This is a genomic window from Nostoc sp., from assembly GCF_041747015.1.
Taxonomy (GTDB): Bacteria; Cyanobacteriota; Cyanobacteriia; order Cyanobacteriales; family Nostocaceae; genus Nostoc.
Genome location: NZ_JBGTFY010000189.1, coordinates 1 through 23,709 on the forward strand (window position 1 = coordinate 1; position 23,709 = coordinate 23,709).

General features: G+C 40.3%; 22 protein-coding genes and 1 pseudogene. 8 read left to right on the top strand and 15 right to left on the bottom strand.

Going from position 1 to position 23,709, the window contains the following annotated elements:
* Positions 1-122 precede the first annotated feature (122 nt).
* The 3 genes from ACEW80_RS16120 to ACEW80_RS16130 form a co-directional block, all read right to left on the bottom strand.
* Positions 123-446, bottom strand: coding sequence for a phage holin family protein (locus ACEW80_RS16120; protein ID WP_373527566.1), 324 nt, complete (start codon positions 444-446; stop codon positions 123-125).
* Between the two features lie 251 nt (positions 447-697).
* A complete protein-coding gene (locus tag ACEW80_RS16125) occupies positions 698-1,396 on the bottom strand; it encodes an ExbD/TolR family protein (protein WP_373527567.1) in 699 nt (232 codons plus the stop codon).
* A gap of 44 nt (positions 1,397-1,440) precedes the next feature.
* A complete protein-coding gene (locus tag ACEW80_RS16130; RefSeq protein ID WP_373527568.1) occupies positions 1,441-2,175 on the bottom strand; it encodes a MotA/TolQ/ExbB proton channel family protein in 735 nt (244 codons plus the stop codon).
* Positions 2,176-2,507: 332 nt separating this feature from the next.
* On the opposite strand from ACEW80_RS16130, the gene ACEW80_RS16135 reads away from it, so the two are divergent.
* Entirely contained in the window at positions 2,508-2,822 is a 315-nt protein-coding gene (locus ACEW80_RS16135; protein WP_373527569.1) for a YkvA family protein, read from the top strand.
* Positions 2,823-2,852: 30 nt separating this feature from the next.
* Here the strand turns inward: ACEW80_RS16135 and ACEW80_RS16140 are convergent, their stop codons facing one another.
* From ACEW80_RS16140 to ACEW80_RS16155, 4 genes are all read right to left on the bottom strand, one after another.
* Positions 2,853-3,230, bottom strand: coding sequence for a GxxExxY protein (locus ACEW80_RS16140; protein WP_373527570.1), 378 nt, complete (start codon positions 3,228-3,230; stop codon positions 2,853-2,855).
* 31 nt (positions 3,231-3,261) lie between these two features.
* Positions 3,262-6,468: a glycoside hydrolase family 15 protein gene (locus ACEW80_RS16145; protein ID WP_373527571.1), complete on the bottom strand. Its 3,207-nt coding sequence runs from the start codon at positions 6,466-6,468 to the stop codon at positions 3,262-3,264.
* Between the two features lie 639 nt (positions 6,469-7,107).
* Positions 7,108-7,821 (bottom strand): hypothetical protein, encoded by a 714-nt coding sequence (locus tag ACEW80_RS16150; protein ID WP_373527572.1) that lies wholly within the window; start codon positions 7,819-7,821, stop codon positions 7,108-7,110.
* A 548-nt stretch (positions 7,822-8,369) separates the two neighbouring features.
* Entirely contained in the window at positions 8,370-9,329 is a 960-nt protein-coding gene (locus ACEW80_RS16155; RefSeq protein WP_373527573.1) for an aldo/keto reductase, read from the bottom strand.
* A gap of 79 nt (positions 9,330-9,408) precedes the next feature.
* Here ACEW80_RS16155 and ACEW80_RS16160 point away from each other — a divergent pair, with 79 nt between their 5' ends.
* Entirely contained in the window at positions 9,409-10,008 is a 600-nt protein-coding gene (locus tag ACEW80_RS16160) for a DUF1802 family protein (RefSeq protein WP_373527574.1), read from the top strand.
* Positions 10,009-10,150: 142 nt separating this feature from the next.
* Here ACEW80_RS16160 and ACEW80_RS16165 read toward each other — a convergent pair whose 3' ends face one another.
* The gene (locus tag ACEW80_RS16165) at positions 10,151-11,164 is read right to left on the bottom strand and encodes an Npun_R2821/Npun_R2822 family protein (protein ID WP_373527575.1); all 1,014 of its coding nucleotides are present in this window, start codon (positions 11,162-11,164) and stop codon (positions 10,151-10,153) included.
* 419 nt (positions 11,165-11,583) lie between these two features.
* Here ACEW80_RS16165 and ACEW80_RS16170 point away from each other — a divergent pair, with 419 nt between their 5' ends.
* Entirely contained in the window at positions 11,584-11,847 is a 264-nt protein-coding gene (locus tag ACEW80_RS16170; RefSeq protein ID WP_373527576.1) for a hypothetical protein, read from the top strand.
* Positions 11,848-11,911: 64 nt separating this feature from the next.
* On the opposite strand, the gene ggt is transcribed toward ACEW80_RS16170, so the two are convergent.
* The gene (gene ggt, locus ACEW80_RS16175; protein WP_373527577.1) at positions 11,912-13,723 is read right to left on the bottom strand and encodes a gamma-glutamyltransferase; all 1,812 of its coding nucleotides are present in this window, start codon (positions 13,721-13,723) and stop codon (positions 11,912-11,914) included.
* A gap of 118 nt (positions 13,724-13,841) precedes the next feature.
* On the opposite strand from ggt, the gene ACEW80_RS16180 reads away from it, so the two are divergent.
* On the top strand, positions 13,842-14,471 hold the full coding sequence (locus ACEW80_RS16180; protein ID WP_373527578.1) for a Uma2 family endonuclease: 630 nt from the start codon (positions 13,842-13,844) through the stop codon (positions 14,469-14,471).
* A gap of 83 nt (positions 14,472-14,554) precedes the next feature.
* Here ACEW80_RS16180 and ACEW80_RS16185 read toward each other — a convergent pair whose 3' ends face one another.
* The 3 genes from ACEW80_RS16185 to ACEW80_RS16195 are packed head-to-tail and all read right to left on the bottom strand — an operon-like array spanning position 14,555 to position 16,843.
* Complete coding sequence (locus tag ACEW80_RS16185) at positions 14,555-15,457, bottom strand: glycine betaine ABC transporter substrate-binding protein (RefSeq protein ID WP_373527579.1); 903 nt, start codon at positions 15,455-15,457, stop codon at positions 14,555-14,557.
* A 7-nt stretch (positions 15,458-15,464) separates the two neighbouring features.
* Entirely contained in the window at positions 15,465-16,088 is a 624-nt protein-coding gene (locus ACEW80_RS16190) for an ABC transporter permease (protein ID WP_373527580.1), read from the bottom strand.
* Complete coding sequence (locus ACEW80_RS16195; protein ID WP_373527581.1) at positions 16,085-16,843, bottom strand: ATP-binding cassette domain-containing protein; 759 nt, start codon at positions 16,841-16,843, stop codon at positions 16,085-16,087. Before ACEW80_RS16195 ends, ACEW80_RS16190 begins: the two co-directional genes overlap by 4 nt.
* A 199-nt stretch (positions 16,844-17,042) precedes the next feature.
* Between ACEW80_RS16195 and ACEW80_RS16200 the strand changes: the two genes are divergently transcribed.
* Both ACEW80_RS16200 and ACEW80_RS16205 read left to right on the top strand, forming a co-directional pair.
* Complete coding sequence (locus tag ACEW80_RS16200) at positions 17,043-18,191, top strand: AAA family ATPase (protein WP_373527582.1); 1,149 nt, start codon at positions 17,043-17,045, stop codon at positions 18,189-18,191.
* The gene (locus ACEW80_RS16205; RefSeq protein ID WP_373527583.1) at positions 18,188-18,793 is read left to right on the top strand and encodes a DUF4276 family protein; all 606 of its coding nucleotides are present in this window, start codon (positions 18,188-18,190) and stop codon (positions 18,791-18,793) included. Before ACEW80_RS16200 ends, ACEW80_RS16205 begins: the two co-directional genes overlap by 4 nt.
* A 144-nt stretch (positions 18,794-18,937) precedes the next feature.
* Here ACEW80_RS16205 and ACEW80_RS16210 read toward each other — a convergent pair whose 3' ends face one another.
* A complete protein-coding gene (locus tag ACEW80_RS16210; protein ID WP_373527584.1) occupies positions 18,938-19,333 on the bottom strand; it encodes a hypothetical protein in 396 nt (131 codons plus the stop codon).
* Between the two features lie 100 nt (positions 19,334-19,433).
* On the opposite strand from ACEW80_RS16210, the gene ACEW80_RS16215 reads away from it, so the two are divergent.
* Together ACEW80_RS16215 and ACEW80_RS16220 are read left to right on the top strand one after the other, a co-directional pair.
* Positions 19,434-19,862 carry a hypothetical protein gene (locus ACEW80_RS16215; RefSeq protein WP_373527585.1) on the top strand — a complete coding sequence of 143 codons (429 nt, stop codon included), beginning with the start codon at positions 19,434-19,436 and terminating at the stop codon, positions 19,860-19,862.
* A 39-nt stretch (positions 19,863-19,901) separates the two neighbouring features.
* Complete coding sequence (locus ACEW80_RS16220; RefSeq protein ID WP_334780861.1) at positions 19,902-20,147, top strand: hypothetical protein; 246 nt, start codon at positions 19,902-19,904, stop codon at positions 20,145-20,147.
* A 252-nt stretch (positions 20,148-20,399) separates the two neighbouring features.
* On the opposite strand, the pseudogene ACEW80_RS16225 reads toward ACEW80_RS16220, so the two are convergent.
* Together ACEW80_RS16225 and ACEW80_RS16230 are read right to left on the bottom strand one after the other, a co-directional pair.
* Positions 20,400-20,786, bottom strand: a pseudogene (locus ACEW80_RS16225) (Clp protease N-terminal domain-containing protein); the annotation flags it as partial.
* Positions 20,787-21,684: 898 nt separating this feature from the next.
* The gene (locus ACEW80_RS16230; RefSeq protein ID WP_373527586.1) at positions 21,685-23,616 is read right to left on the bottom strand and encodes an ABC-F family ATP-binding cassette domain-containing protein; all 1,932 of its coding nucleotides are present in this window, start codon (positions 23,614-23,616) and stop codon (positions 21,685-21,687) included.
* Between the last annotated feature and the right edge of the window lie 93 nt (positions 23,617-23,709).

Genomic DNA, 23,709 nt, shown 5'->3' on the forward strand with positions numbered 1-23,709 from the left:
TCAATTAACAATTAAGTTTTTTGAGCGTGCCAATAGTAAGGTACAAGCAACTTTTTTCGCTTTTCTTGTTCTCGTAATACATACGCGAACAAAACATCTTTGACTTCACCTCCTATCTCCCCTTAACCGAACAGTATTGCAATAATAGCACTCCAAATACCGTAACGCAAGCGAAATCCTTCTACTAACCAAGCCGCAATACTAAAACAAACCACGGCAATCATAAATGTGAAAATGCCGGATAATAAGTCCAAGGTTAGTAGATTTGGTACTGCAAAAACAAGGCTTAAAATCGGTCTGACTATTGCCGTCACGATACCAAGCACTGCGGCAGAAAAGAAGGCTTTACCAGGAGTGTCAATTTCAACTCCCAAAGGTAATTTACTAATTATCAACAGGCTGATAGCTGTTACTAGCCAAACAATCAAAAGCGTCACGATATTCATGCCACAATCCCTGAAACGTGAATGGCAATTGGTGATCAATTACTCAGTTTAGCGGTGGAAAAATCTTTAAATCTCAACCAATTATTTATAAATTAGCAGGAAATTTTTCTCTAGCCGAGATTTATTCTAGATATCTTTAGATTTTGGAAAAGGCTTGAAAGATAGTAGAAGTAGCTAGTAGGAGTGGCGGATGAGGTAATAGGGGAGGCAGGGGGAGAAATAACCACTACCCCATGCCCTATGCCCCTATGTCATCTTTTAGGAGTAGGTTGGATTTGTTTGAGTGCTTCAGGCGCTTGGGATGCTGGTGGGTTGGAAATACCAGGATTGATAGGACTGATGCCTTGCCCAGTTGGAGGTTGTACCGTAGGTAAGGGCACTTGATTGGGTGCTAATAAGGGAAATTTAGGAGTAATATTCCCTTCGGGATTGCTGCCTGGAATTGGTACAGTGGTGGGTATTGGGGCAGCACCAGGATTGATTGGAAAAGAGGGGATAGGAGGTTGGTTAAGTGAGTTTGTGGGTGGTTGAGACTGCCCCGGGATAATTCCCAACGACACGCGATCGCCTCCTACTTGCCGTAGCAAATCCAATGTTTCAATAACATCGTTATAAGTTGCTGTCCGCGAAGCATTTAGTACCACAATAGCACTGGGATTTTGTTGAAGATACTCTTTTAATCTTTGTCTCAAATCCTCCCGTTGTACAGGCTGTTTTTCTATGTAAGTATTGCCAACGGCATCGATAGTTACAATCAGACTTCCACTCTGTGAGGTGATCCCCGATGTGGAACTGGTGCTGGCTTTGGGTAAGTCAACATTTATTGCTTGTTGGCGCGTAAATTGCAAAGCTGCTAACAAAAAAAACGTCAGAATACAAAAAATTACATCAATTAAAGGAATAATTTGAACTTGGACTTCTTCAATTGGAGTATGTAGATTAACTTTCATCGTTTCACTCTAATGTCTGCTTTTGGGGTTCAATATCTGGACTATTAATTAGGTGCGATCGGGGGTTCAGGAGGTTCAGAAAACCTATTTTTCCCTTGCTTACGGGATGGGGATGGGGTGGCATTTTCTGGCACAATTGCTGATGTTCGATTGCTAAAGTCCGGTGGGGACTGGCGATAGAGCAATTCCATCTCATTCCCTGCCTTCCGAAAAACTTTGACTTGGTTGACTACAAAACTTTGAAATAGGCGGTAAAACACTAAACTAATGATGGCAACTATTAACCCTGCTGCCGTACTAATTAAGGATTCACCAATACCAGTAGTCACTCCGGCGGTAGATTCAGTTCCCAAATCACCAATCCGAATTGAGCGCAGAGACTGGATTAGTCCCAAAACGGTACCTAACAACCCCAGTAGCGGCGCGAGGGCAATCACGGCTTCTAAAAGTTTTTCGCCCCGTCGCATACCAGCCAATTCATCTTCTGCTGTAGCCTCCAGTGCTAGTCGAAAGGTTTCTGCATCAGTTTTTGGAAAACGCAAGGGGGCGTAGAGAAAACGTCCGACAGGCTGATGCCTTGCTTTTCTGGCAATATCCGCAGCTACTTCCCAATTATCTTGGGCAGCATCCAAGATGCGATCGACTATTTGCTTTTCCTGAGTCAAAATTCGTAACCAGAACCACAAACGCTCGAAAATTACACTTAAAGACAGAATTGATAAAACCAACAAAGGCCACATCGCTGGACCGCCCTTGTAAAACAAATCTAAAATATCCACTGTTTAAGTTTCCTCCCTGCATGACTAGAGCAAATGTGCTAAAGCATTTTAATTCTAGAGATTAATGCAAAATGAGGGACTTCCAAAATATAAATTTCTCGAAAACCTAAAAAGATAGTGCAAGCATGGCGTATTTGACTTAGATTGCTGGACAAACTTGCTGCTGGATAGGTAATTGAATGATAAACTCACTTCCTTCACCAAGCATTAAGTAGAGGGATTTTTTGGTGACGGATTACGAGTAGCGTCTTCCAGACTAACTAGGGCGGTTATTCCCACCGGGAGTTTTTGGCATAATTTGTCAAAATTAAAAATAAATGGAGGTTCAAAATATGAAATTTTCAATCCAATCACTTTACACTTGGTATCAGAATTTGCTTCGTAACCCCAAGTACCGTTGGTGGGTAATTTTGGGAACATTATTCTATTTGGTCAGTCCGATTGATATTGCCCCAGATTTTATACCCGTTGTGGGACAGATTGATGATGTTTTCCTTTTGACGCTGCTAGTTACTGAGGTGTCTGGGCTAGTAATTGAGGGCTGGAAAGCTCGTAAAGGTGATCTGGGGACTGAAGTACCTAATACTACTGAGGGTTCTACTTCGAGCGCAAGCACCATTGATGTTGATGCTGTTTCTGTTAAGTAGATTTAAACGCAAAGGAACGTGAAGGAGGAGTTAGAGGTTGTTGGCTATGCGTTTGATGCCTTCTTTGAGGGGGAGGACGTTAAAGTTGAGGAGAAGACCTAGTTTGCAGTTTGCTAGTTTGAGATAGGTTAGGAGTTGAATGGAGTGAATCGGGTGGAAGGATTCTACAGATTTAATCTCTACAATTACTTGGTTTTCGACTATCAAATCTAATCGATAAACACATTCCAATTGCACATCTTTATAAACCAAGGGCAATGGAATTTGCTTACCAACATTCAACCCGACTTCCTTCAACTCATAATCCAAGCACACCTCATAAGCCGACTCTAATAAACCAGGACCCAAAGCACTATGCACCCTCATCGCACACCCAATAATCATCCCACTCAACTCATTCTCTCTCATCCTCTGCGTTCCTCTGCGCTTCCCTTTGCGTTTAAAAATCCTTCACAAATTCCGTCAAGAACCTGAATGCCTTCAAAATATAACTAGCGCAATCTCTAGGAGAGGTATTGTAAAACGATCGCCACGCACGCGCCTTATCTTCATCATAGTGATCGCCTCTATCGGAATGGTTTTCTAACCATGCCAATCGTACTGCATGACCAATTAACACATCCAACACGATATATTCTTCTACTTGCAAGTTAGGATTATTAGCGGCGATCGCAGCTAATTCAATTAATGCTTCAATATTAACTTGTCGGTATTCTGGAGCTTCGATTTTATTCAGCAAATGCTCAACTAACAGAGCAAAATTTCTTTCCCCTGCTGTCATTTCCGACAACATTATCTCACTATCTAAACGATTGCGACGTTCTAATTTATCGCCAATTACTAGACCCTTACAATGTCGCATTAATAGCCAAACCTGCTTGAAAAACTCTTTTGGTACACGTCCTGTCACACCCTCTGCTTGGCGAAACCGCCGCCAACCACCTGGGGGGATTTGTATTTCTTCTTCTATTACTGGTAATACCACCCAAGCAATATCACTTTCTTTTTGCTTGACGTGCAGTGATTCTTGTTGGCGCAACAGGTTACTCATGCCACTATATTTAGCTAATACCTGACGCAAGCGCATTTTCACATCAGAGGGTGAAAGCTGCATTAAGCGATCATAAGCTTCATCTTGAGTAACGTCTAATTCCCCCGCTAACTCGCTGGTAATTAATAATATGAGATAGCCGACTCTCAGCGTCAGTAGTCCTTGAAATAGTTCAGGTTCTGCTCGAATTAAGATACCAAGATAGATTAAAATTTCTTGTGTTAGAACGCGATCGCGTATGTCTTCACCACAAAAATGATTAATTTTATCGGTAATTTCATTGGGGGACATGGGGACGGTAATCAAGGACGCCTCACTGTAAGCTTTACCTACAGCAATTTGCTTACCCCGTACCAATATACTTGTCACTGTATCTGATAGGCTGATATCAACCATAAGCCGCAACCCAGCAGCCCGACGTACCACTGCCCAAAGACCTAAATCTCCAGCTTTGGTGTAAACTTCATCTAGTAAATCGGCTACGGTGACAGGATATCCCAGATCGCCATAGCCTGTATCAAATTTCATTCCCTGCAAGCGAGTTAAAGTTTGCAATAACTCAATTTGCTCGTAGATATTCTCTGATAAGCGCAAATAGGAAAGTAATAATTCCAAGTTGGTTTCAGACTCCATCTGAAATTCTTGGGTATGTCTTAAGCGCCAGATTTTCTCAGGATTATAAGTCAGGTAATAACAACGTAATCCGGCATTTTTCACTGGCGATAGGGAAAATTCTGCGTCTTGGAGAAAATCAATTCTTTGGATTCCAGCTGTCAGCATTAACTGATTTAGCCGCCCTAATTTCACCCGAACACCGTTACAAACACCATCTTTGAGTTCTTGCATCAGTTCTAACAATGCCTCAGAACCGATTTCTAACATCGTGTGCGTCAACATTAAAGTCAGAGTAGGACGCCCTAAATCGCTCCAATATTTTTGAATGTAAGCCAGTTCGCTTCTGATTTGATCTAGCAGAAAATGGTAGTCAAGGGTTAAATAAAACTGTTGGGAGTCTAAAAATGATGGCAGAAATACAATTGTCTCACCGCCGATCCTAAATATTCTAGATGTTGTTAAACTCCGCAAACGGCGCACCGGACGCCCGGTTAAACCAAGTTTGTCGTTGCGTCCAATTTGAGTATAAATAGCTGAAAGTTCTCCAGCTTTTCTCACCTGAATCGGTTCTATTTGGGTGGGTATTTGGGCTTCAATTCCATGAACTTCTAGTTTTGCTTGTAAATCTTCATCTTCAGCTAGCAAGGCAATTTGTACCAATGCCTCACGCTGTTTTCCTACACACAAATGTCTTCCCAATGGGTCGATATCACCAACCGCCAATAATCCTTCACTTAACATTTGACCGAGAAGATATAAACTTTGCGCCCACACCAAAGGAATATTTTCATTGGGTAAACGTGGTTGCGTTTGGGGTGCTAACTTTTCTGCTTCTATGTTTTCTTCTGGAACATAATAAAGTTCAGGCAACAAACGCAAACCATCTTGTTCTATGAATAATGATTCTAAAAGCTCTTGGTATTTTTCAACTTGTTCTTGCTCGCCGCGAAATAATCCATCTAGAACTAAATAAGTTAAGAATAACGGCCATTCGCATTCAATATGCTCAAATTGCCTGAGTTCCCAGGGTTCGTAGTGTAAGCGTTGATTATCCTCTAAAACGGTTTGGTGTCCATCACGCAGAAAGCGTTTGCAGCCGTATTTACCTGCGAGTTTATTGATAATATCGTTAAAGGTGCGATCGCGTAACTGCAAATCTTCCACTGCAAAGGCAGGATAACTAATAATACTCAACAGCGCCGCATCAATTTCTTTGGAACCAGATTCCCTCGGTAATAAGGATTCTAAGGTAATCCGGGCGCGGGCGATTTCATCTGGTAGCACATGAATTACTGATGCTTGACTACCACGCACCCCAAATAAATCTAGTCCGTTGATAGCTTCTAGAGCAGCTTTTGCCATACCTACAGAACTGGCGTTTAACTCAGCACTACCACGATTAATTTTATTACCACGTTCCCAAATACCGTAATCTGGTGTACGGTAAGCTCGTCCAATGTAGTAAACCAAATTTTGGACGAAATTCACTTCATCAATCGTATAAATTATTTGCAATCCCGCAGCCGTCATTTGCGCCAATATCAGTAAAAATATAGATGTGGCATCAAGTTGCAAATGTCCCCATTCATCATCACCAACAACAATGTCACCAGTTGCGGTATTGTATTTGGCGTGCAGTCCATCTAGTAGCGATTGAGTATGTTTAAATGTCTCTACTTTATGAGCCTGTCGCATCATCGCAAACAGCAACCCGCGCATCAGTTTGATGACACTATGTTCTAGTTCATAAGTACGTCCCTCATCGTCGTCTACCTTGCGGTATGCAAGGGCTAAACCCCAAGCTGCCAAAATGCTGTAAACGTTGTCTCGCACCCAGGCATCAGTGTAATCGCCGTGGGCTGTAATCGCTGTACTCGCAGGTAGTAAACCCGTAATCGGATTCTGCCGAGTCAGGATGATTGTTTTGATTTGCTGGTAGTAATACTCCAGGCGAGCTAGCAATTTGGTGGATGTTTTCATAATTTGGTTCAGAACTACTTGCAAAATTCGACCCTGTGGCTGTGAAGTAAATTACCTAAACCAAGCCAAAACAAGTTCTGTAATGGGTGATGGGACAACAGCTGAGGGTGGTGTGAATTTATTATTATCTCGTGTTAATAGGTTTCTGGGTATTTAATTTTAGCGATGTCTACGACGAGCTTCGCTTACGCAAATTAAAATACGATATTTATTCAAATCTTCATAGACATTTAAACTGTTTTATACTTAAGTATGTAGGCGTAGCACTTCGTACTGTTATTTGTATAAATATTAATTATATGCAATTAATAGGCACGACAGCTTATCAGAAGTACCACTGCTTCACCGCACATAACATTGGCTTTACAAATACAGCATAGTTCCTATCTGCATAGTTGTGTATTCAATCCGGGCATCTTACCCATCTCTTAATAAACTTTGGAGACATTACTGAGAATCTGCAAATTGCCAACTTTATGGATTATTAAGTCTCGGCAACTTTTGTCGATCGCCATCCAGATAAAAACCAATCTACACCATTGCAGAAAGGCGATCGCTAAAGAGCAAAGAAATTTTAGCTGACAGTGCACTATTAGATTCAACAATGACTAAAGTCGAGTTGAAGACACACTTGTTTAATTATTTAAAAACGTAGGATTTAATTTCTTGCTCGATTTGCTCACTAATAATCTCAGTTCCCATACCGATTTTATCGAGGTTAACCCTAACAAAATTTGTTTTGTCTTTTTCTGTAAACTTTTTATCATTATCCGAGTCTTTGATAATTTTTAGAAAAATTGCATTTTGACTTGGAACAACAACCCAATTGATAATTTTAGTATTGTTTGGGGTAATTTGCTGGAGATTCTTACCTGACAAATCAGAAAGATAGCCAAGAGTAGCATCTTCACTATTGAATTTTTTGTCTCCATTTGTATCTTGGTCAAGGATTCTATACAACCAAACTCTTGTAGGCGGCTTGTCTACCGCTTTTACTTCCAATAAATCGAAGGAGGTGATGATAGCTTTTTTATTTAATAAAAGATGCGATGCACCATCTTGCTTACGATAAAATATAATGTTATATAATTGGTTATTTCTTTCATAAGAACGTGAAAGGCTTGAATCAATTCCTTTATTTTGATTCTGCTCTGGAAGATTAACTGGAATCATCAAATAATCTGATTGTTCTTTGATGATTAAATCGCCATAGACAAGATTTGGTTGTGGCTTCGGTTTGTCAGTTGCCTTTGCCTGTTCTGCTTTTCTGGTGACAGAAGACTCACAGGAAAAAGAAAGGGTCGCTATGATAATAGCTGTAGTAATTTTATTCAAAAAGCTATAATTTTTCATCAAATTTTCCTACCAGGATATGTTGCTGTTCTATTTTATTCCCTGCTGGAAAATTAGCCAGAGTCTTATTTGATGCCAGACGGAGAAAATTATATTCCAATAAAATACCAAAAACCTGGTCAGGGTTGACCAGGTTTTATCGAGTTCACAGGTTTCAAATTGTTAAACTAATTTAGTAATTGAAAGTTAATAACTAGGGTGGATTGAAAAACTAACAAATTCAGCATTTTTGCGTTTTTCCGCTTTAGGATTTGGCTTTGCCTTCTACGTCAGGCTTTTTGCCACTTCTATAATATTTGATATGCTGAAATTTGCTTGGGATGATGACAGGAGACACTAAGTCATTTACCCTTTTAGTTTGGTTTTATTTGGTTTGGTGTCCTACTATTTAAGTTATCACGTAATTTGTAAGTTGCAAGCCTTGGTTTATTAAAGTTGACGTTTTGTTATATTTTGCAATCTAGCTCCAGAAATTTGATCCCCAACCCTCTTTTTAAGAGATTTGAAGGGATCTTGGAGAGACCAGCATGGCTAACCAAACTGTATTGTCACCAATTCCACATAATTGGACTGTTATCTAGATGGTCGGTCACAATACGTCCAATAGTATCAATTTCTGCCAATTGAGCGGCAGAGAGTTGAATTTTGGCAGTTAATGTGTTGTCTAGTGCTTGTTCAGGATAACGCGCCCCGGCGATCGCATTTGTTTGGGGTTGGGCAATTAACCACGCTAAAGCTAACTGGGCAAGGGTACAATTATGATGGAGGGCTATGGGACGCAGCTTTTGTAGCGCTTGTTGAGCATATTCAAAGTTTTCGCCTTGAAACAGTTTATTTTTAGCACGGTTATCTGTTGGATCAAATTTATGATCGAGAGCAAATTTTCCTGTTAACAACCCCTGCGCTAAAGGCGAATAAGCAACGATAGAAATATTGTTTTCAATACAATAAGGCAATGCATCTTGTTCTACCTGCCTCCAGAATAAAGAATAGGGTGGTTGTAAACTATCAATACGTCCATAATTTGCTGCTTCTGCTAACTGGATGGCGGAAAAATTGGAAACACCAATCGCCCGAATTTTACCTTGTTCTTTGAGCAGGTTAAGAGCGCTCATAGTTTCCTCAATAGGTACTATTTCACTATTGAAAGCGCCGGAGGGCCAATGTATTTGGTAAAGGTCGATGTAATCAGTTTTAAGGTTTTTTAGTGAGCGATCGCAAGCTTCAATTACTTGTTCATACTTTAGATGGTTAGCGAAAACTTTCGTGGCATATTCCACGCGATCGCGTACATCAGATAAAGCCTCAGCGACAATTCGCTCAGAGTGACCTTGACCATAAGCTTCAGCAGTATCAATTGTGGTGATACCAGCTTCAAATGCTGCTCGGATGGTTTTAATCGAATCAGCATCCTCAATTCCTACCCACATTTTTTTACCAGCTTGCCAAGTTCCCATCAAGATGGGTGTGATTTTTAGATTAGAAGTACCTAGCGCTCGCTTTTCCATAACTGCTTCCTAATTCATTTCCTTGGATAGTTTCACACTTTATCGATTTTAGGTTGAAATTAAATCAGAGTTACAGTAGATGCTGATGGAATTGACTACAACTTTTCATGCCCTCAAAGAATGGGCAGTCGCCGTAAATGCTTTGGAAAGCGGCAAAACAATTATGTTGCTCCGCAAAGGCGGTATCCATGAACGAAATGGACATTTCCAAGTTGCTCACAAGCAGATTTTGCTTTATCCTACCTATGAACATCAACAAGCTTTCATGCTCAAAGCTGAGGATGCCAATCGCGTTTATCCAGTAACATCCGGTTGGCATCCAGAAACAGTTCGCATCGGTAGTTGGGCTGAAATCACCGACATTTTGCCAGTTAGTGACGAATTTATTGTCAACGCCTTGCTTCCTTTTCATATTTGGAACGAGCATTTTATTAGCGATCGCCTCAAATGGAAACCACGTCAGCCCCTTTATATTCTCCTCCTGCGGACTTATAAACTAGCCCAAGAGCAAGACTTTCCTTACCACCCTAAATATGGCGGTTGCAAGTCATGGATTGATTTAGATCAAATAATTCAGTTACAAGGAGCAAAACCAGTTTTATCTAACTTTGCATATACCCAATTAGTAGAGACAATTCGCCAGATTGTCGGCGATAAGTTGTATGCGCCATCTTTCTAATAACCCAATTTGCTGTCTATATCCTCGACTTATTCAAGAAGTTGAGGATCTAAATCTACAGATTTCAGAGGGCTATCACTACATATTTACCATTACCAATTACTGAAATATCTAGCGATAATGCCGCTCATTATAGGCAGACTTATGAGATGCTGATTTGAATTTTTTTCAAAGTTTTGTTGAATAACCTATTAGTTTTTGTAATCAAACTAGGTGGTTTTAGTCGTGTTGGTTTTTTTTCTGGTTGTTTGAGAAAACGATAGTATAAAAATTCGTCTCGATAGCGAATATTAATATCTTCTCCTTGACATAATCGGGCGAAATCTACAGAAGAATAGCTCATGTAGTGAAGACGATAAATGGGTTTTAATCCGTCTTGGTTGTAAAGAACATTATTAATATTCGCAAAGGGATCTGCATTAGCACAGTTACCAGTTCTATCTGCACCATTAGGGCTAAGTGTCAAGTTGAAAAGTGGGCGATTGTACCTTAATGTCATGTAGTTGAACAAAAAGGCATCATCCCACCATTTGCGTACCCATTGAATTTCATCCTCTTCAATTAACAAATTCTTCAAAGATTCCAACTCCGACGGAGCAAAAATACCTTTTTTAGATGCAAAGAAGCTAGAACAGTGCAGTTTAGAATGTATATCCTCCTCTTTATACAAACCAGTCTTTTCTATAATAGATAAATTCAAAGCTGTATTTTCTCTGGATTTTTTATGCTCCCAATCATCAAATACAAAGTCGTAGCTATCAAGCTTATCTAATAGATTAGTTAGGGGTTTCATTGCTAAACTATCAGCATCATAGAACACAAATTTTTCAAATTCCCCATCAAAAGTACACAGCTTTCTTAATAAGGGGCTGCGATGCCAAGAATTGCGAGATAAACGCCCTTGTTTTGCTGCTGGATGTACAGCCCAAACTTCATTGGCAAAATTATCCCACCGTTGCATAGATTCCCTATTTTCAAACAGGGCAACATTTTTTCTAGAGTTAATTTCCTGGTTAACCTTCTCTAATTGGTTATTATAAGGAATAACACATATAGGAATGTCTTGGCTAACATTGACCTCAATACTATTTAGTAAGGCAACTAACTGGTCAAATACAGTATCATTCGCAAGGGTGTAAATACCGACTGCTTTCATCTTGCTAAATCCTACTTGATTGACTAAATTACTTATTATTGCAATTTAGATGTGTTTTAACTTAGTTTTTTACCAACGGAACTTTATAAGTAATTTCCAAAATCTGCGTTTATGTAATCAGAAAAACAAATAGTCTGATTGCAAACTTCAGTCAGAATAGTAGTTATTGTTACACACGATCATAAAAAGTGCGGATAACATTAGAAAAATCTCCCTTAGTTAAAGAAAAGCTGCTGATCTTTGTGTCTTATTAGCAGCTTTCTCAGGGTATGACTTGTTAAGTAATTATCCTATAAAAGGATAAAACTTAATTACACTTTGTCTAAAGTTTTAGGCAAAAAAGTACACCATAAGGGTGATGTATGGCTTGACAAAAGTCTGCCATTATGCGTTTTTAACTAAAAGCAAAGGAGTTTGCAATGCCTCGACAAATGTGCTGGTTACCTAAGTCTGGTGGCGACGGAGAGAAAATTTTGTATTTGCAGACAGAACCTAGTCAAGGTTGGCGTCCCTACACAGCTTTTGGACATTTTGCAGTCCCAGATTATCAAATACCAGGTGGTTCTAAAGGTTGGGCAACTTATCAAAAGCTTCTCAAAGCAGGTTGGACATTAGTACCTAGCGCACGGGCAAACGAGTTTGGCAACAGCAGTTACACAGAATCAACTGTCCAAAATCAATAGTCATTGGTCATTGGTCATTAGTCATTAGGAGTTATTATTTTTCTTGTTGTCCCCCTTGTCTCCCTCACCATCCTCTAGGGGAACCTTCACCGCGAGGATCAGCGGCCCCTTCTAAAGTTCCATCGGCTGTAACTGCGATCGCATTACCATTACCCCAAGGAGCAGTTTCCTTAATTTTATGCCCCCGACGGCGTAATTCTTGCATAGTTAGAGCATCCAAACTCCAGGATTCTACACGCAACTGATCGGGAAGCCATTGATGATGTATGCGTGGAACAGAAACAGCCGCACCAACATCCATGTTGTATTCCAAAACATTCAGGATCACTTGCAAAACCTGGGTGATGATCATAGAACCACCAGGCGCACCCGCTGCCATACGGAAATGATTATTTTCTGTGACAATTGTGGGAGTCATGCTGGATAAAGGAGTTTTACGGGGTGCGATCGCATTTGCATCGTTACCAACTAAACCAAAGGCATTAGGCACTCCTGGCGCAGCAGCAAAATCATCCATTTCATTGTTAAGGACGATTCCAGTTCCCGGTGTCACCACACCAGCACCAAAACTGAGGTTAATTGTGAAAGTCAGACTCACGGCGTTGCGTTGTTCATCTACAACTGTAAGATGACTGGTTTGGGGCGATTCATGCCGAGTTGCGTGTAGTTTGAGAGATTGATCCGATAACGGGATGATATTTTCTCTCAAACTCTGATTATTAGCTTGACTAAAACGTTGTAGTGTCTCTTTATCTACTGGCTTGACTTCGGACGAGGGTCTAGCCATTTGCATATTAATTTCTTGACGACGTTTTTTAGCGTAAGCTGGACTGAGCAGCTCTTGTACAGGGACTTTAATAAAATCAGGATCGCCTAAATATTCTGAGCGATCGCTGTAAGCAATCTTCATGGCTTCTACCATTAAATGTATCGCGTCGGGATGATGCCATCCTAAAGATTTTAAACCAGTTTCACCGATAATATTTAAAATCTGCAACAGATGAACCCCTCCCGACGATGGTGGTGGCATTGAGCAAATTTTAGCTTGGCGAAAGTTTCCACAAACGGGAGTGCGCCAGATTGGTTTGTAGGCTTTCAAGTCTTCCAGGGTAATTAAACCACTATTTTTTACCATATCAGAAGCGATCGCGCGAGCAATACTTCCGGTGTAAAAACTTTGGGGATTCTGAGCAATTGCTGTTAAAGTGCGTGCCAAATCACGCTGCATCAACTTCTCTCCTGGTTGATAAAATTCGCCGTTGCGAGTGAAAATTTTCCGCAACGCTGGATTCTTAAGAAGTGCTTGCTTGGCGGATTGATTTGTTTGCAGAAAACGCCAAGTTGCGACATCGCCCAGAATAAAGCCATCTTTAGCAAGTGCGATCGCAGGTTTCACCACTTCTTGCCAAGAAAGTTTACCATAGCGACGATGCACTTCATAAAGTCCTGCCACCGTTCCTGGTGTTCCTACTGCCAAATAACCACTAATACTTGCATTCGGGCGCACCTTTCCTTTTGCGTCAAGATACATATTTCTTGTAGCTTTCAGGGGTGCGCGTTCGCGGAAATCTAAGGCTTTGATATCGCCAGTTTTCTCAGAGTGCATCAACAAAAATCCGCCGCCGCCGATTCCCGCCGAAAAAGGCTCAACTACGGAAATTGCAAAGGTTGTGGCTACGGCTGCATCAACTGCATTACCACCTTTGCGTAACATCAAAATTCCTGCTTCACTTGCTAGGGGATGGGCTGAAACCACCATTCCCTTTTTGCTGCGTAGGGGTAAAGTTAAGGCGGCTGATGCTACTTGGCTGTACAGTAGAACGCCGAAAGAAAAGATTGCGATGGCAACCCGCTTTGATTTAGCAACAGTAAGCATTTTTATGCCATTTTGTTTGATATTTCTTAGCCTACCGTTAAGGTGTGCATTTGATACACATTTGTTTTTTATGAAGTTTTGCAGGGAAAATAAACTTATATAGCAATCCTAAATAATCATGGATACCGTAATCACACCACAAAGAATTGAGTTACCACCTGGCGCGGTGGTGAAACTTTTAGGAGACTGGCAAGACTATCAAGTATTGAGTCAGCAACTAGGCGATCGCTCTTTGCCTCGCATTAAATATCGAAAAGGAGAAATTTTACTGATGGCACCGCTACCAGAGCATGGAAGAGATGCAAGCTTGCTGGCATTGATCATAATAGCTCTACTTGACCACTTAAACCGCATATACGAATCATTTACGCCCATCACCATGAGCTTGCCAGAAATTAGTGGTATTGAACCAGACTATTGCTTTTATATTGAAAATTGGAGAGCGGTAGTAGGCAAAAAAAGAATTGATTGGGAGTCAGAACCACCACCAGATTTAGTAATTGAAATAGATGTGACAAGCTACACCGACGTTAATGATTATTTACCTTATCGAGTGCCAGAGGTCTGGATACTAAAAAGTAATCGATTATTAATTTATAGATTGCAGGGAGAAAGTTATGTACTTACAGAAAGCAGCTACTTTCTTAATGTCGGAGAAATTGTACAGCAATGTCTCCAAATTGCAAATGAGCAAACAACAAGCGAAGCGATTAGGTGGTTAAGAAACTTTTTGCGTGGACAACATTAGACAGGCAGTAATGGGTAAACAGGAACCTGGTATAGGAGATGTCTATAATGGGCGTAGCTGTGGCTACTTGCCTATCCTTGAGATCAACCTAATCCCTTCGATTTCCGAAACTCCTGGACAACATCTTTAATATGACGTAATTCTCCCTCAACTAAATAGTTTAACTGTCGCATTTCATCTGCCGAAATCTTTCCCGCAAGTTGTGCGATCGCTTTTCTTAATTCTGGATATTTCTCTAAAATTTCTTGACGAAAAATCGGTGCTGCTTCATAAGGAGGAAAATAGTGTTTATCATCTTTTAACACCATTACACCCAAGCGAGAAATCTGGCCATCTGTAGAACTACCTGCCACCATATCCACCTGTTTTTGAATCAGCGCCCGATATACTAAACCTAAATCCATAATTTGAGGAGGTTTCGCAAAGCGTAAGCCATAAGTTTTAGCTAATCCCGGAAAACCATCTTCACGCTCTAAAAATTCATAGCCAAAACCGCCGCGCCACTGCGGGGTATACTGACTAACTTGCGAGAGAGTTTGAATGTTGTAGCGTTTAGCGTCTTCACCGCGAATAATCATTGCAAAAGTGTTTTCAAAACCCAAAGATGGCATTACTTCCAAATTGAATTCCTGAGCATATATTTGTTTTAGCTTCTCGTAAACTTCTTTAGGATCGCTTACTGCTTTTTGTTTTAAAATTCCAGTAAAAGCTGTGCCTGTATATTCAATATATGCATCAATCTTACCGGAAGTAATAGCGCTATGACAAATGAAAGAACCACCCAAACGAGGACGACGATCTACTTTTAAATTAGTTGTCGCTTCAATTTGCTGTGCTAAAAGTTCTCCTAAAATATCTTGTTCAGTAAAATCTTTGGAAGCAATGATAATATTACCACCACTGCTACTACTTAAATTTGATGTGCAGCCAGTAATTATCAGTAACAAAGCAAAACTTAAACAGCAAAATCCCAAAAATCTTTTCATGAATTGCTTAATTTTTAACTTTTAGTTTATTCTCTATCCAGCCAATTATTAAGTCAGCCAGTAATGCAATTACCGCCGCCGGAAACGCCCCGGCTAAAATTAACTGATCATTCACTACTGATATTCCCCGAAAAATAAACACTCCCAAACCACCAGCACCAATTGCCGCTGCGATGGTTGCAATGCCAATGGCAATTACAGTCGCTACTCGTACCCCTGCTAAAATCACTCCCAATGCCAAGGGAATCTCAACTTGCAACAACAATTGTGTATCTGTCATCCCCATTCCTCGGCCTGCTTCTCGAATCGCTGGATCTACATTAGTGATCCCTGTGTAGGTGTTGCGAATTATTGGTAAAAAAGAATATAAAGTCAAGGCAATAATTGCTGGTACTACACCAATTCCGGCAATGGGAATAAGTAAGCCAAACAGTGCCAAACTAGGTATAGTTTGTAAAATATTTGCTATACCCAGAATTGGTTGGCGAAGGTAGGTTTTGCGTGTAATCAAAATACCTAATGGAATGCCTACAAATATGGCAATTCCAATCGCAATGCTCACCAAAAATAAATGTTCTAGAGTATGCTGAAGGATTTCTGGAGCATACTTAACGAGGAAGAAATCTTTCATAAAGTGTCTTTGGGGGAACGCATACATTGGAGAAAGGCTAGGCTTTCTGGGTGTTGCGATCGCATAAATTCATCTGTTGTTTCCAATACTACCAATTCTCCACCATACATTAAACCAATTCTTGATGCCAAAACAAAGGCTTCTTGGATATCATGGGTGACAAAAACAACTGTCTTGCCTAATTCTTGCTGCAAATGCCGAAACTCTTGTTGAAGTTCTAGGCGCGTAATCGGATCTAGTGCGCCAAAGGGTTCATCCATCAACAATACTGGCGGATCTGCTGCTAAAGCCCTGGCTACACCGACTCTTTGCCTTTGTCCTCCCGAAAGTTCGTGCGGGTAACGTCCGGCGAATTGTGCAGGTTCCAAGCCTACCAATTGCAACAATTCATAAACTCGCGTTTTAATTTGTTTGGGTTGCCAACCTTCCAAAGCCGGAACTAAACCGACATTGCGTTCTACAGTGAAATGAGGAAATAAACCAATTTCTTGAATTACGTAACCAATCTTGCGCCGCAGTTTAATTTCATCCCATTGAGTTGTGGGAATACCATCAAATAAAACTTCGCCTTGTGTGGGTGTAAATAGGCGATTAATTAACTTCATTGTTGTAGTTTTGCCGCTTCCACTGCGTCCAAGTAATACTAGCGCTTCTCCTTGGCGGATGGTGAAATTGAGATTTGACACTAAAGGGCGATGATTGCGGCTAAATGTGACATTGCGGAATTCGACGGCGGTTTGGTTATTTTGCGGCATGAGTGGTTTTTGGCGGACGCTAGCTAATTACTGGCTATATGTATTATCTGCTGATTTTGCTATTATGCTAACGCCTGTTTTGCTCTATTCAGATTTTGTAGACACTGCCAAGAGTTGTCTTAAGGTTTTACAGTAGGGGAAGCTCAGAAAGTGTGGAAAGTAAAGAGCAATAGGTCTAACAGTTGGCAATAACTATATTATGAACTCGTTTGAAAGTATAAAAATTGAAGGATATCGTCGCCTCTATGATGTACAAATCAATATGCGACCTTTGACTGTCATGATTGGTGCTAACGGTGTAGGTAAAACTTCCCTTTTAGAGATTTTTTTACTCTTAGCAGCATCCGCAAAAGGTCAGTTAGAGCCAAAGATTTCAGATTTAAGTGGTCTGAGTGAGATCATGACTGGGGATCAAGCTAATAGTTTAGCCATTTCATTATCAATGAGTGTCCCAGACAATGCACCACTCGACTATTATCTCAAAATCATTCCTAAAGGATTAGCATACGAAATTGTTTTAGAAACACTTACTCAGCAAAATGATCCCTATCCATTAGAACCATCTAAGCACATTGAAGCTCGTGGTTTAGATGTTACGTATTTTAATCCAGAGATTCAAAAGTTTGTGCGTCCAAATTGGGATCATAATCCCTTAGAAACTTCTCTTTCTCAAGTTCCCAAAATGTACCGACAACCAGAGAGTCTGCGGAAAAGATTAGCTTCCTGTAGTTTTTATGGAGCATTAAATGTTGCTCCTAAAAGTCCAGTTCGTTTACCGCAATCAATGCGTCCAGTTACCTTACCAGGTTCTAATGGAGAAGATTTAGTTTCCTGCCTTTATTATTTGCGAGAAACCAAGCCAGAACGATTTGAAATTATCGAAGATACCCTTACTGCGGCATTTCCAGATTTTGAGCGTTTATCGTTTCCACCAGTAGCAGCAGGAACTTTAGCAATGACATGGAAAGATAAAAATTTTTCTCAGCCCCTTTACACGCACCAACTATCAGAGGGGACTTTGCGGTTTCTCTGGTTAGTCACGCTGCTGCAAAGTTCAGATTTAACTGCTGTAACTCTCATAGATGAACCAGAAGTTAGTTTGCATCCAGAATTATTGGAATTACTAGCTGATTTAATGCGAGAAGCTAGCCAACGAACTCAGCTAATTGTGGCCACTCATTCAGATAGATTAATCCGATTTTTAAAACCAAAAGAAGTGTTAGTTTGTGACGTTGAAGACGGACTAACTACAATGACTTGGGGTGATTCTTTTGATTTAGAACACTGGCTAGTAGATTATAGTTTAGATCAAATTTGGGCAATGAACTTAATAGGTGGTCGTCCATGAGAATAGCGATTTTAGTTGAGGGTGCAACAGAAAAGGCATTCAAGCAGATTTTATTAGATTTTCTCAAGTTGCGCTTGCAACAACAGATGCCCAAACTTCAGTTTATACCAGATGATGGTCGGATTCCCAAAGAAGAAAAACTTAGGCGTAAGGTTGAGAATTTACTGACGGGGAGAGATGCTTTCAATGCTGTGATTGCATTAACAGATGTTTATACAGGAACTAATGATTTTCAAGATGCAGCAGATGCTAAAGCTAAAATGAAAACGTGGGTGGGGAATAACCCTAATTTTTATCCCCATGCAGCGCAGTATGATTTTGAAGCTTGGCTATTACCATACTGGTCAACTATTCAAAAATTGGCTGGACATAATAAGTCAGCACCAGGGGACTTACCTGAGCAGGTGAATCACAATAAATCTCCGTCATATCATATTAAAGAAATATTTGAGTTAGGTAAAAAACGCAGTTATAGTAAAACACGCGATGCAGCTAAGATTTTAAAAAACAATAATTTAATGGATGCAGTCAATCTATGTCTCGAATTAAAGGCATTTATAAATACTATTTTATCTCTTTGTGAGGTTGATTTGATTCCATGACTGAACAGATTGCCCACTTATTTAGAGTTAAATATTGAATTAGTCTATAAAGCTGTTCAAGGTGGTAATTAAAGTAGTGCTAAATGCTGAGTAAAGAGTTAGGACAGACGCGATTAATCGCGTCTGTACAGGAGTCATTTTCTACTATGCAGCTTTAGCATTCTCATCTAATACTTGCTCTGTAACGTTTTTCAAGCGACTTGATCTGATTTTACGGGTGCGATCGCTACTACGAACACCACCAGCCATCTCATATTCGTAGCTGTCTTTGCCGTACTTGATAGCAACCACCATCAGCATCTTTTCAGAAAGCTGACTCAACTTTTTTTCCATCTCTTCAATTTTATTTTTAGAAGAGTCAACCACAGACAAAGCAGTGTTATAAACATCAACTGTATTACGTAACTCCTCAATTGAATCAATCATTTTTTCGAGACTATGATTTTCATCAAAGATGATGTTTGGAACAATAGATTTCATTCCAGAGGATCTCAATTGAGCTTTTTCTAAAACGCGGGATGTCAGTTTTTTTCGAGACATAAATTTACTTCTTTAAGATGCTTCTACAGATAGCTTGCCTCAATTAAAGTGCATTCTGCTTCAGTAAAACTCGCAATCTTTTATAATAATTTTTTAAGTTATGGCAGTAATTTTTCGGATTTTAATTACTAATGTTAGTATTTACAAAGATAATTGTCTGAACTTTATAAAAACTTTGAGTGATGCTGTTCCCATAAGTTGTGATGCTGTTCCCATAAGTTGTGATGCTGTTCCCATAAGTTGTGATGCTGTTCCCATAAGTTGTGATACCGCTCCCATAAGTTGTGATACCGCTCCCATAAGTTGTGATACAGCTCCCATAAGTTGTGATGCTGTTCCCATAAGTTGTGATACCGCTCCCATAAGTTGTGATGCTGTTCTCAACACGAGAGATACCGCTCCTGTTTATTGGGGAGTGCGTAGACAAAAATTACAGTTTGTGCGAGATAGGTGCGATCGCAATCATGGGTTAGGCAATCTAATTGCTGCGATCGCACCCCATAAACGTGAGGGCTTGACAAAAATATAACTGTTAAAATGCAAATAAAACACACCCAAGAGGAGAAAAATGCCAGCCATTGTTAAACTACAACTCTCCTTAGAAACTTTAGCAGAAGCAATATCTTCCCTTGATTTAACAGAAAAACGTCAACTTCAAGAGCTAATTGAGCAACAAATTTTTGAAGCCGAAGAAGCTTTGTATGAAGACGATGCAGAAACACAGGCAGAAATTCAAGCAGTTCGCGCTGAGTATAAAGATGGTGAGTCCGTGACTATAGATGAATATCTTGCTAACCGCTCAGAGCAGAGATAATGAGTTATGCGATTAACTTTATTACAATAATAATGCCTGCATAGGCAACGCCTATGCAGTTTGAAAGAGACAAAGCGATCGCGCTTTAATCAATAGCGATATAATTGTCGGCGAAACACTGTCATTGCAAGCAAAGCGTTCGCGCAGCATCCCGTAGGGAAGCCTCTTGTAAACAAGACAAGCGATCGCAAAGGTGTTGGGATTGCCGTATTTTGTTTATCTAGATTGTATATTTTAGCTTTCAGATAAGTGAATCGTATGCAAAACTTGTTCTCTTAAGTTCTGTAAATTAACACCCAAGTTTTGTAACACTTTGAGACCTACACCTTCACCAGCCTCAGTTAATCCTAAGAGTAAGTGTTCTGTGTTGATGTAATTCTGTCCCAGACTATGAGCTTCTTTAAACGATTGCTCGAAGAGGCTTTTCACCTTGGGGGTAAAGGGAACTTCTGGTGGTACAAAGCCAGAACCCCTACCAATAATTTTTTCTACCTCATGACGTGCGTCTTTGAGGGTAACACCTAATTCGGCCAGCACTTTAGCAGCAATCCCAGTTCTTTCTCCCATCAAACCCAGGAGAATTTGTTCAGTTCCTACAAAATTGTGTCCCATGCGACGTGCTTCCTCCTGAGCTAACATAATTACTCTAATGGCTTGGGATGTAAAATTTGGAAATAACCTTTTGTCTTTATACTCTGTCTGTTCAGCTAGTTCTATTTCTGTAGATTTAATATCTACTAATTGATTTTTTGCTTCTTTCTGTATTAAGGTATCAATAGACTTTTGGTGTGGAGATTCAGATTGCTTGATTGTGTCTTTCCCTATCGCTATAGGCACTTCAATCGGATCAATATCCTCATCTCTAAGTTGCAACAGTTGCTGTAAATGCTTCAATTCCTCCAATGTATGCTGGCTCAAAATCCCTTCATGTTGTATCGCCTCAGCCAGCGCTTCTTCATATTCCTTGAGATTTTCTTGATACTTGCGGTAAGGTTCCAAAACTTCGCTTTCAATTTGGGTTGCTATCTCAATTGACAAACCCAATTCACTTTGCCGACGCTTGAGAATGCGGCGACCCACAGGTGAAATCTTACCATCTCTAGCCGATCGCTCTACTTCTTTACGGTACTGCAATTGAGGATCGCCTACAGGAGCTTTCGCTAACTTAATTTTAAAGCCTTCCCTAACAGCATAAATTTCTGGCTTCATCGCTGGGGCTGCTTCCTGCACTTTTTTACGGGCATATTCATGCAGTTCATCTACAGAAATCATGCCATCGTTATCAGTGTCAGCCGCGCCTTTCTCAATACCTTCTACAATGTAGCGGGTGTAAACCGCTGGGCAACTTTAGTTGGTATATTGAGCAATTAGATTTCACATCTTGCACTGGACGAATAGAATTTGCAGCTACACAAACAAAGTCCGCCTATGCGGATTAATAAAAAATTAAGGGTTTTGAACCCACGGAGGTGGGTTTTATCTGTTTAGCCGCGATTTCTAATCGCTAGGCATATTTGCAAATGTGAGATGCCCACCATCAAGACTCCATCTCTGCCAATTCTAACCAGCGCTCAGTCGCTACATCAATCGCTTTCTTGAGCGTTTCCACCTGATCATAGAGTTTTTGCACTTCGCTATAATTCCCCGATGAAGCATTCGCTAGCGTTTTCTCAACTTTTGCTTTCTCAACTTCTAACTGGGCAATTTTGCCTTCCAACTGCTCAAATTCTCGCTTTTCCCAATTGGATAATCTCCGCTGCTTTTGATTTTCTCCACCTTTGGGTGAAGCCGTAACATTTTGGACTTCGGCAATTTTGGGCTTCTCTTTAGTATTAGCAGCTTGTTGCAGTGCTGCTTCTTCAGCTTTTTTATAGTCTAGATAAATTGAGTAATTACCTGGATATTGCCGGAGATTACCGCCTTCTTCAAAGGAAAATACTGTGTCGATGGTGCGATCAAGAAAGTAGCGATCATGAGAAACTACAATTACACATCCGGCAAAATCTTCTAAATAATCCTCTAATACTGCCAATGTCTGTACATCTAAATCATTTGTCGGTTCATCTAAAATCAAGACATTAGGCGCACTCATTAGAACCCGTAACAGAAATAATCGGCGTTTTTCTCCACCTGAAAGTTTATTAATTGGGGCATACTGCTGATTACCAGGAAACAGAAAACGCTCCAACATTTGCGAAGCAGTAATTTGAGTCCCATCGGTGATTTTGATAAATTCCCCTTCTTCTTTGATGTAGTCAATTACGCGCTGATTTTCGTTTAATCCTGTGAGCAATTCTTCAGAATGCTGGTCAAAATAACCGATGTGAATTGTAGTACCAATTTCTGCAACGCCGGAATCTGGTTTAACCCGCCCAATAATCATATCCATTAAAGTGGATTTACCAGCACCATTAGCGCCGATGATGCCAATACGGTCTTCTGGACTAAATTCGTAGGTAAAATTATTAATTAGGGTACGTCCGTCATAGGCTTTAGAAACTTGATTTAATTCAATAACTTTTTTGCCAATGCGACGACCAACTGTAGAGATATCAACTTTACCCTGAACTTGTTTAAATTCAGTATCCCGGAGAGCATGAGCGCGGTCAATTCTAGCTTTTTGCTTAGTACTTCTGGCTTTCGGCCCTTTTTTGAGCCATTCCAACTCGCGCCGCAACAAGCCTTGATGTTTACGTTGACTGCTTACGGCAGATTCTTCAGCTAAGGCTTTCTTTTCGAGGTAATATGAATAGTTACCTGTGTAAGTGTAAATGTCGCCTCGGTCAATTTCAATGATCCGATTGGTAACTTTATCCAAAAAGTAGCGATCGTGGGTAATGAGAAAAAGTGCGCCACGATAGCGATTTAAATAACTTTGTAACCATTCAACAGAAAGAGCATCAAGATGGTTTGTCGGCTCAGCCATGAGCAAAACATCGGGTTCTGCTAGCAACGCTGATGCTAGGGCAATCCGTTTGCGATAGCCTCCAGATAAAGTGCTTATTTTGGCATCAAAATCGGAAATTCCTAATTTTGTGAGAATGATTTTAGCATTAGTTTCTAGTTCCCAGGCACCACTCGTATCTATCCGTTGCATCACGACAGAAAGGCGAGACATCAGTTGGCTATCATCTGGATAGTGAGCCAATTTATCCGAAAGTTCTTCATACTCACGTACCAAAGCCATGTGTTCGCCACTGTCAGCGAAAACTTGCTCTAAAACTGTGTGATTTTCATCTAAATCTGGCAGCTGGGGTAAGTAGATAATTTTAGAACCAGAGTTAATTAAAATTTGACCGCTATCAATGGGTTCTAATTTTGCGATCATTTTTAGTAAGGTTGATTTACCAGAACCGTTAGTACCAATTAAGCCAACTTTATCGGTTGCATCAAGGCTAAAACTAGCATCTTTTAAGATTTCTTTGATGCCAAAGTCTTTTTTTACTGATTGAAGTGTAATGATACTCATAGAATTTAATCATTAATATACAGATTTTTTATCTCACGCAATCGCTCTTAGCGATCTCGTTTGCGGAGCGTCTCGTTGGCGCAGCCTCTCGTA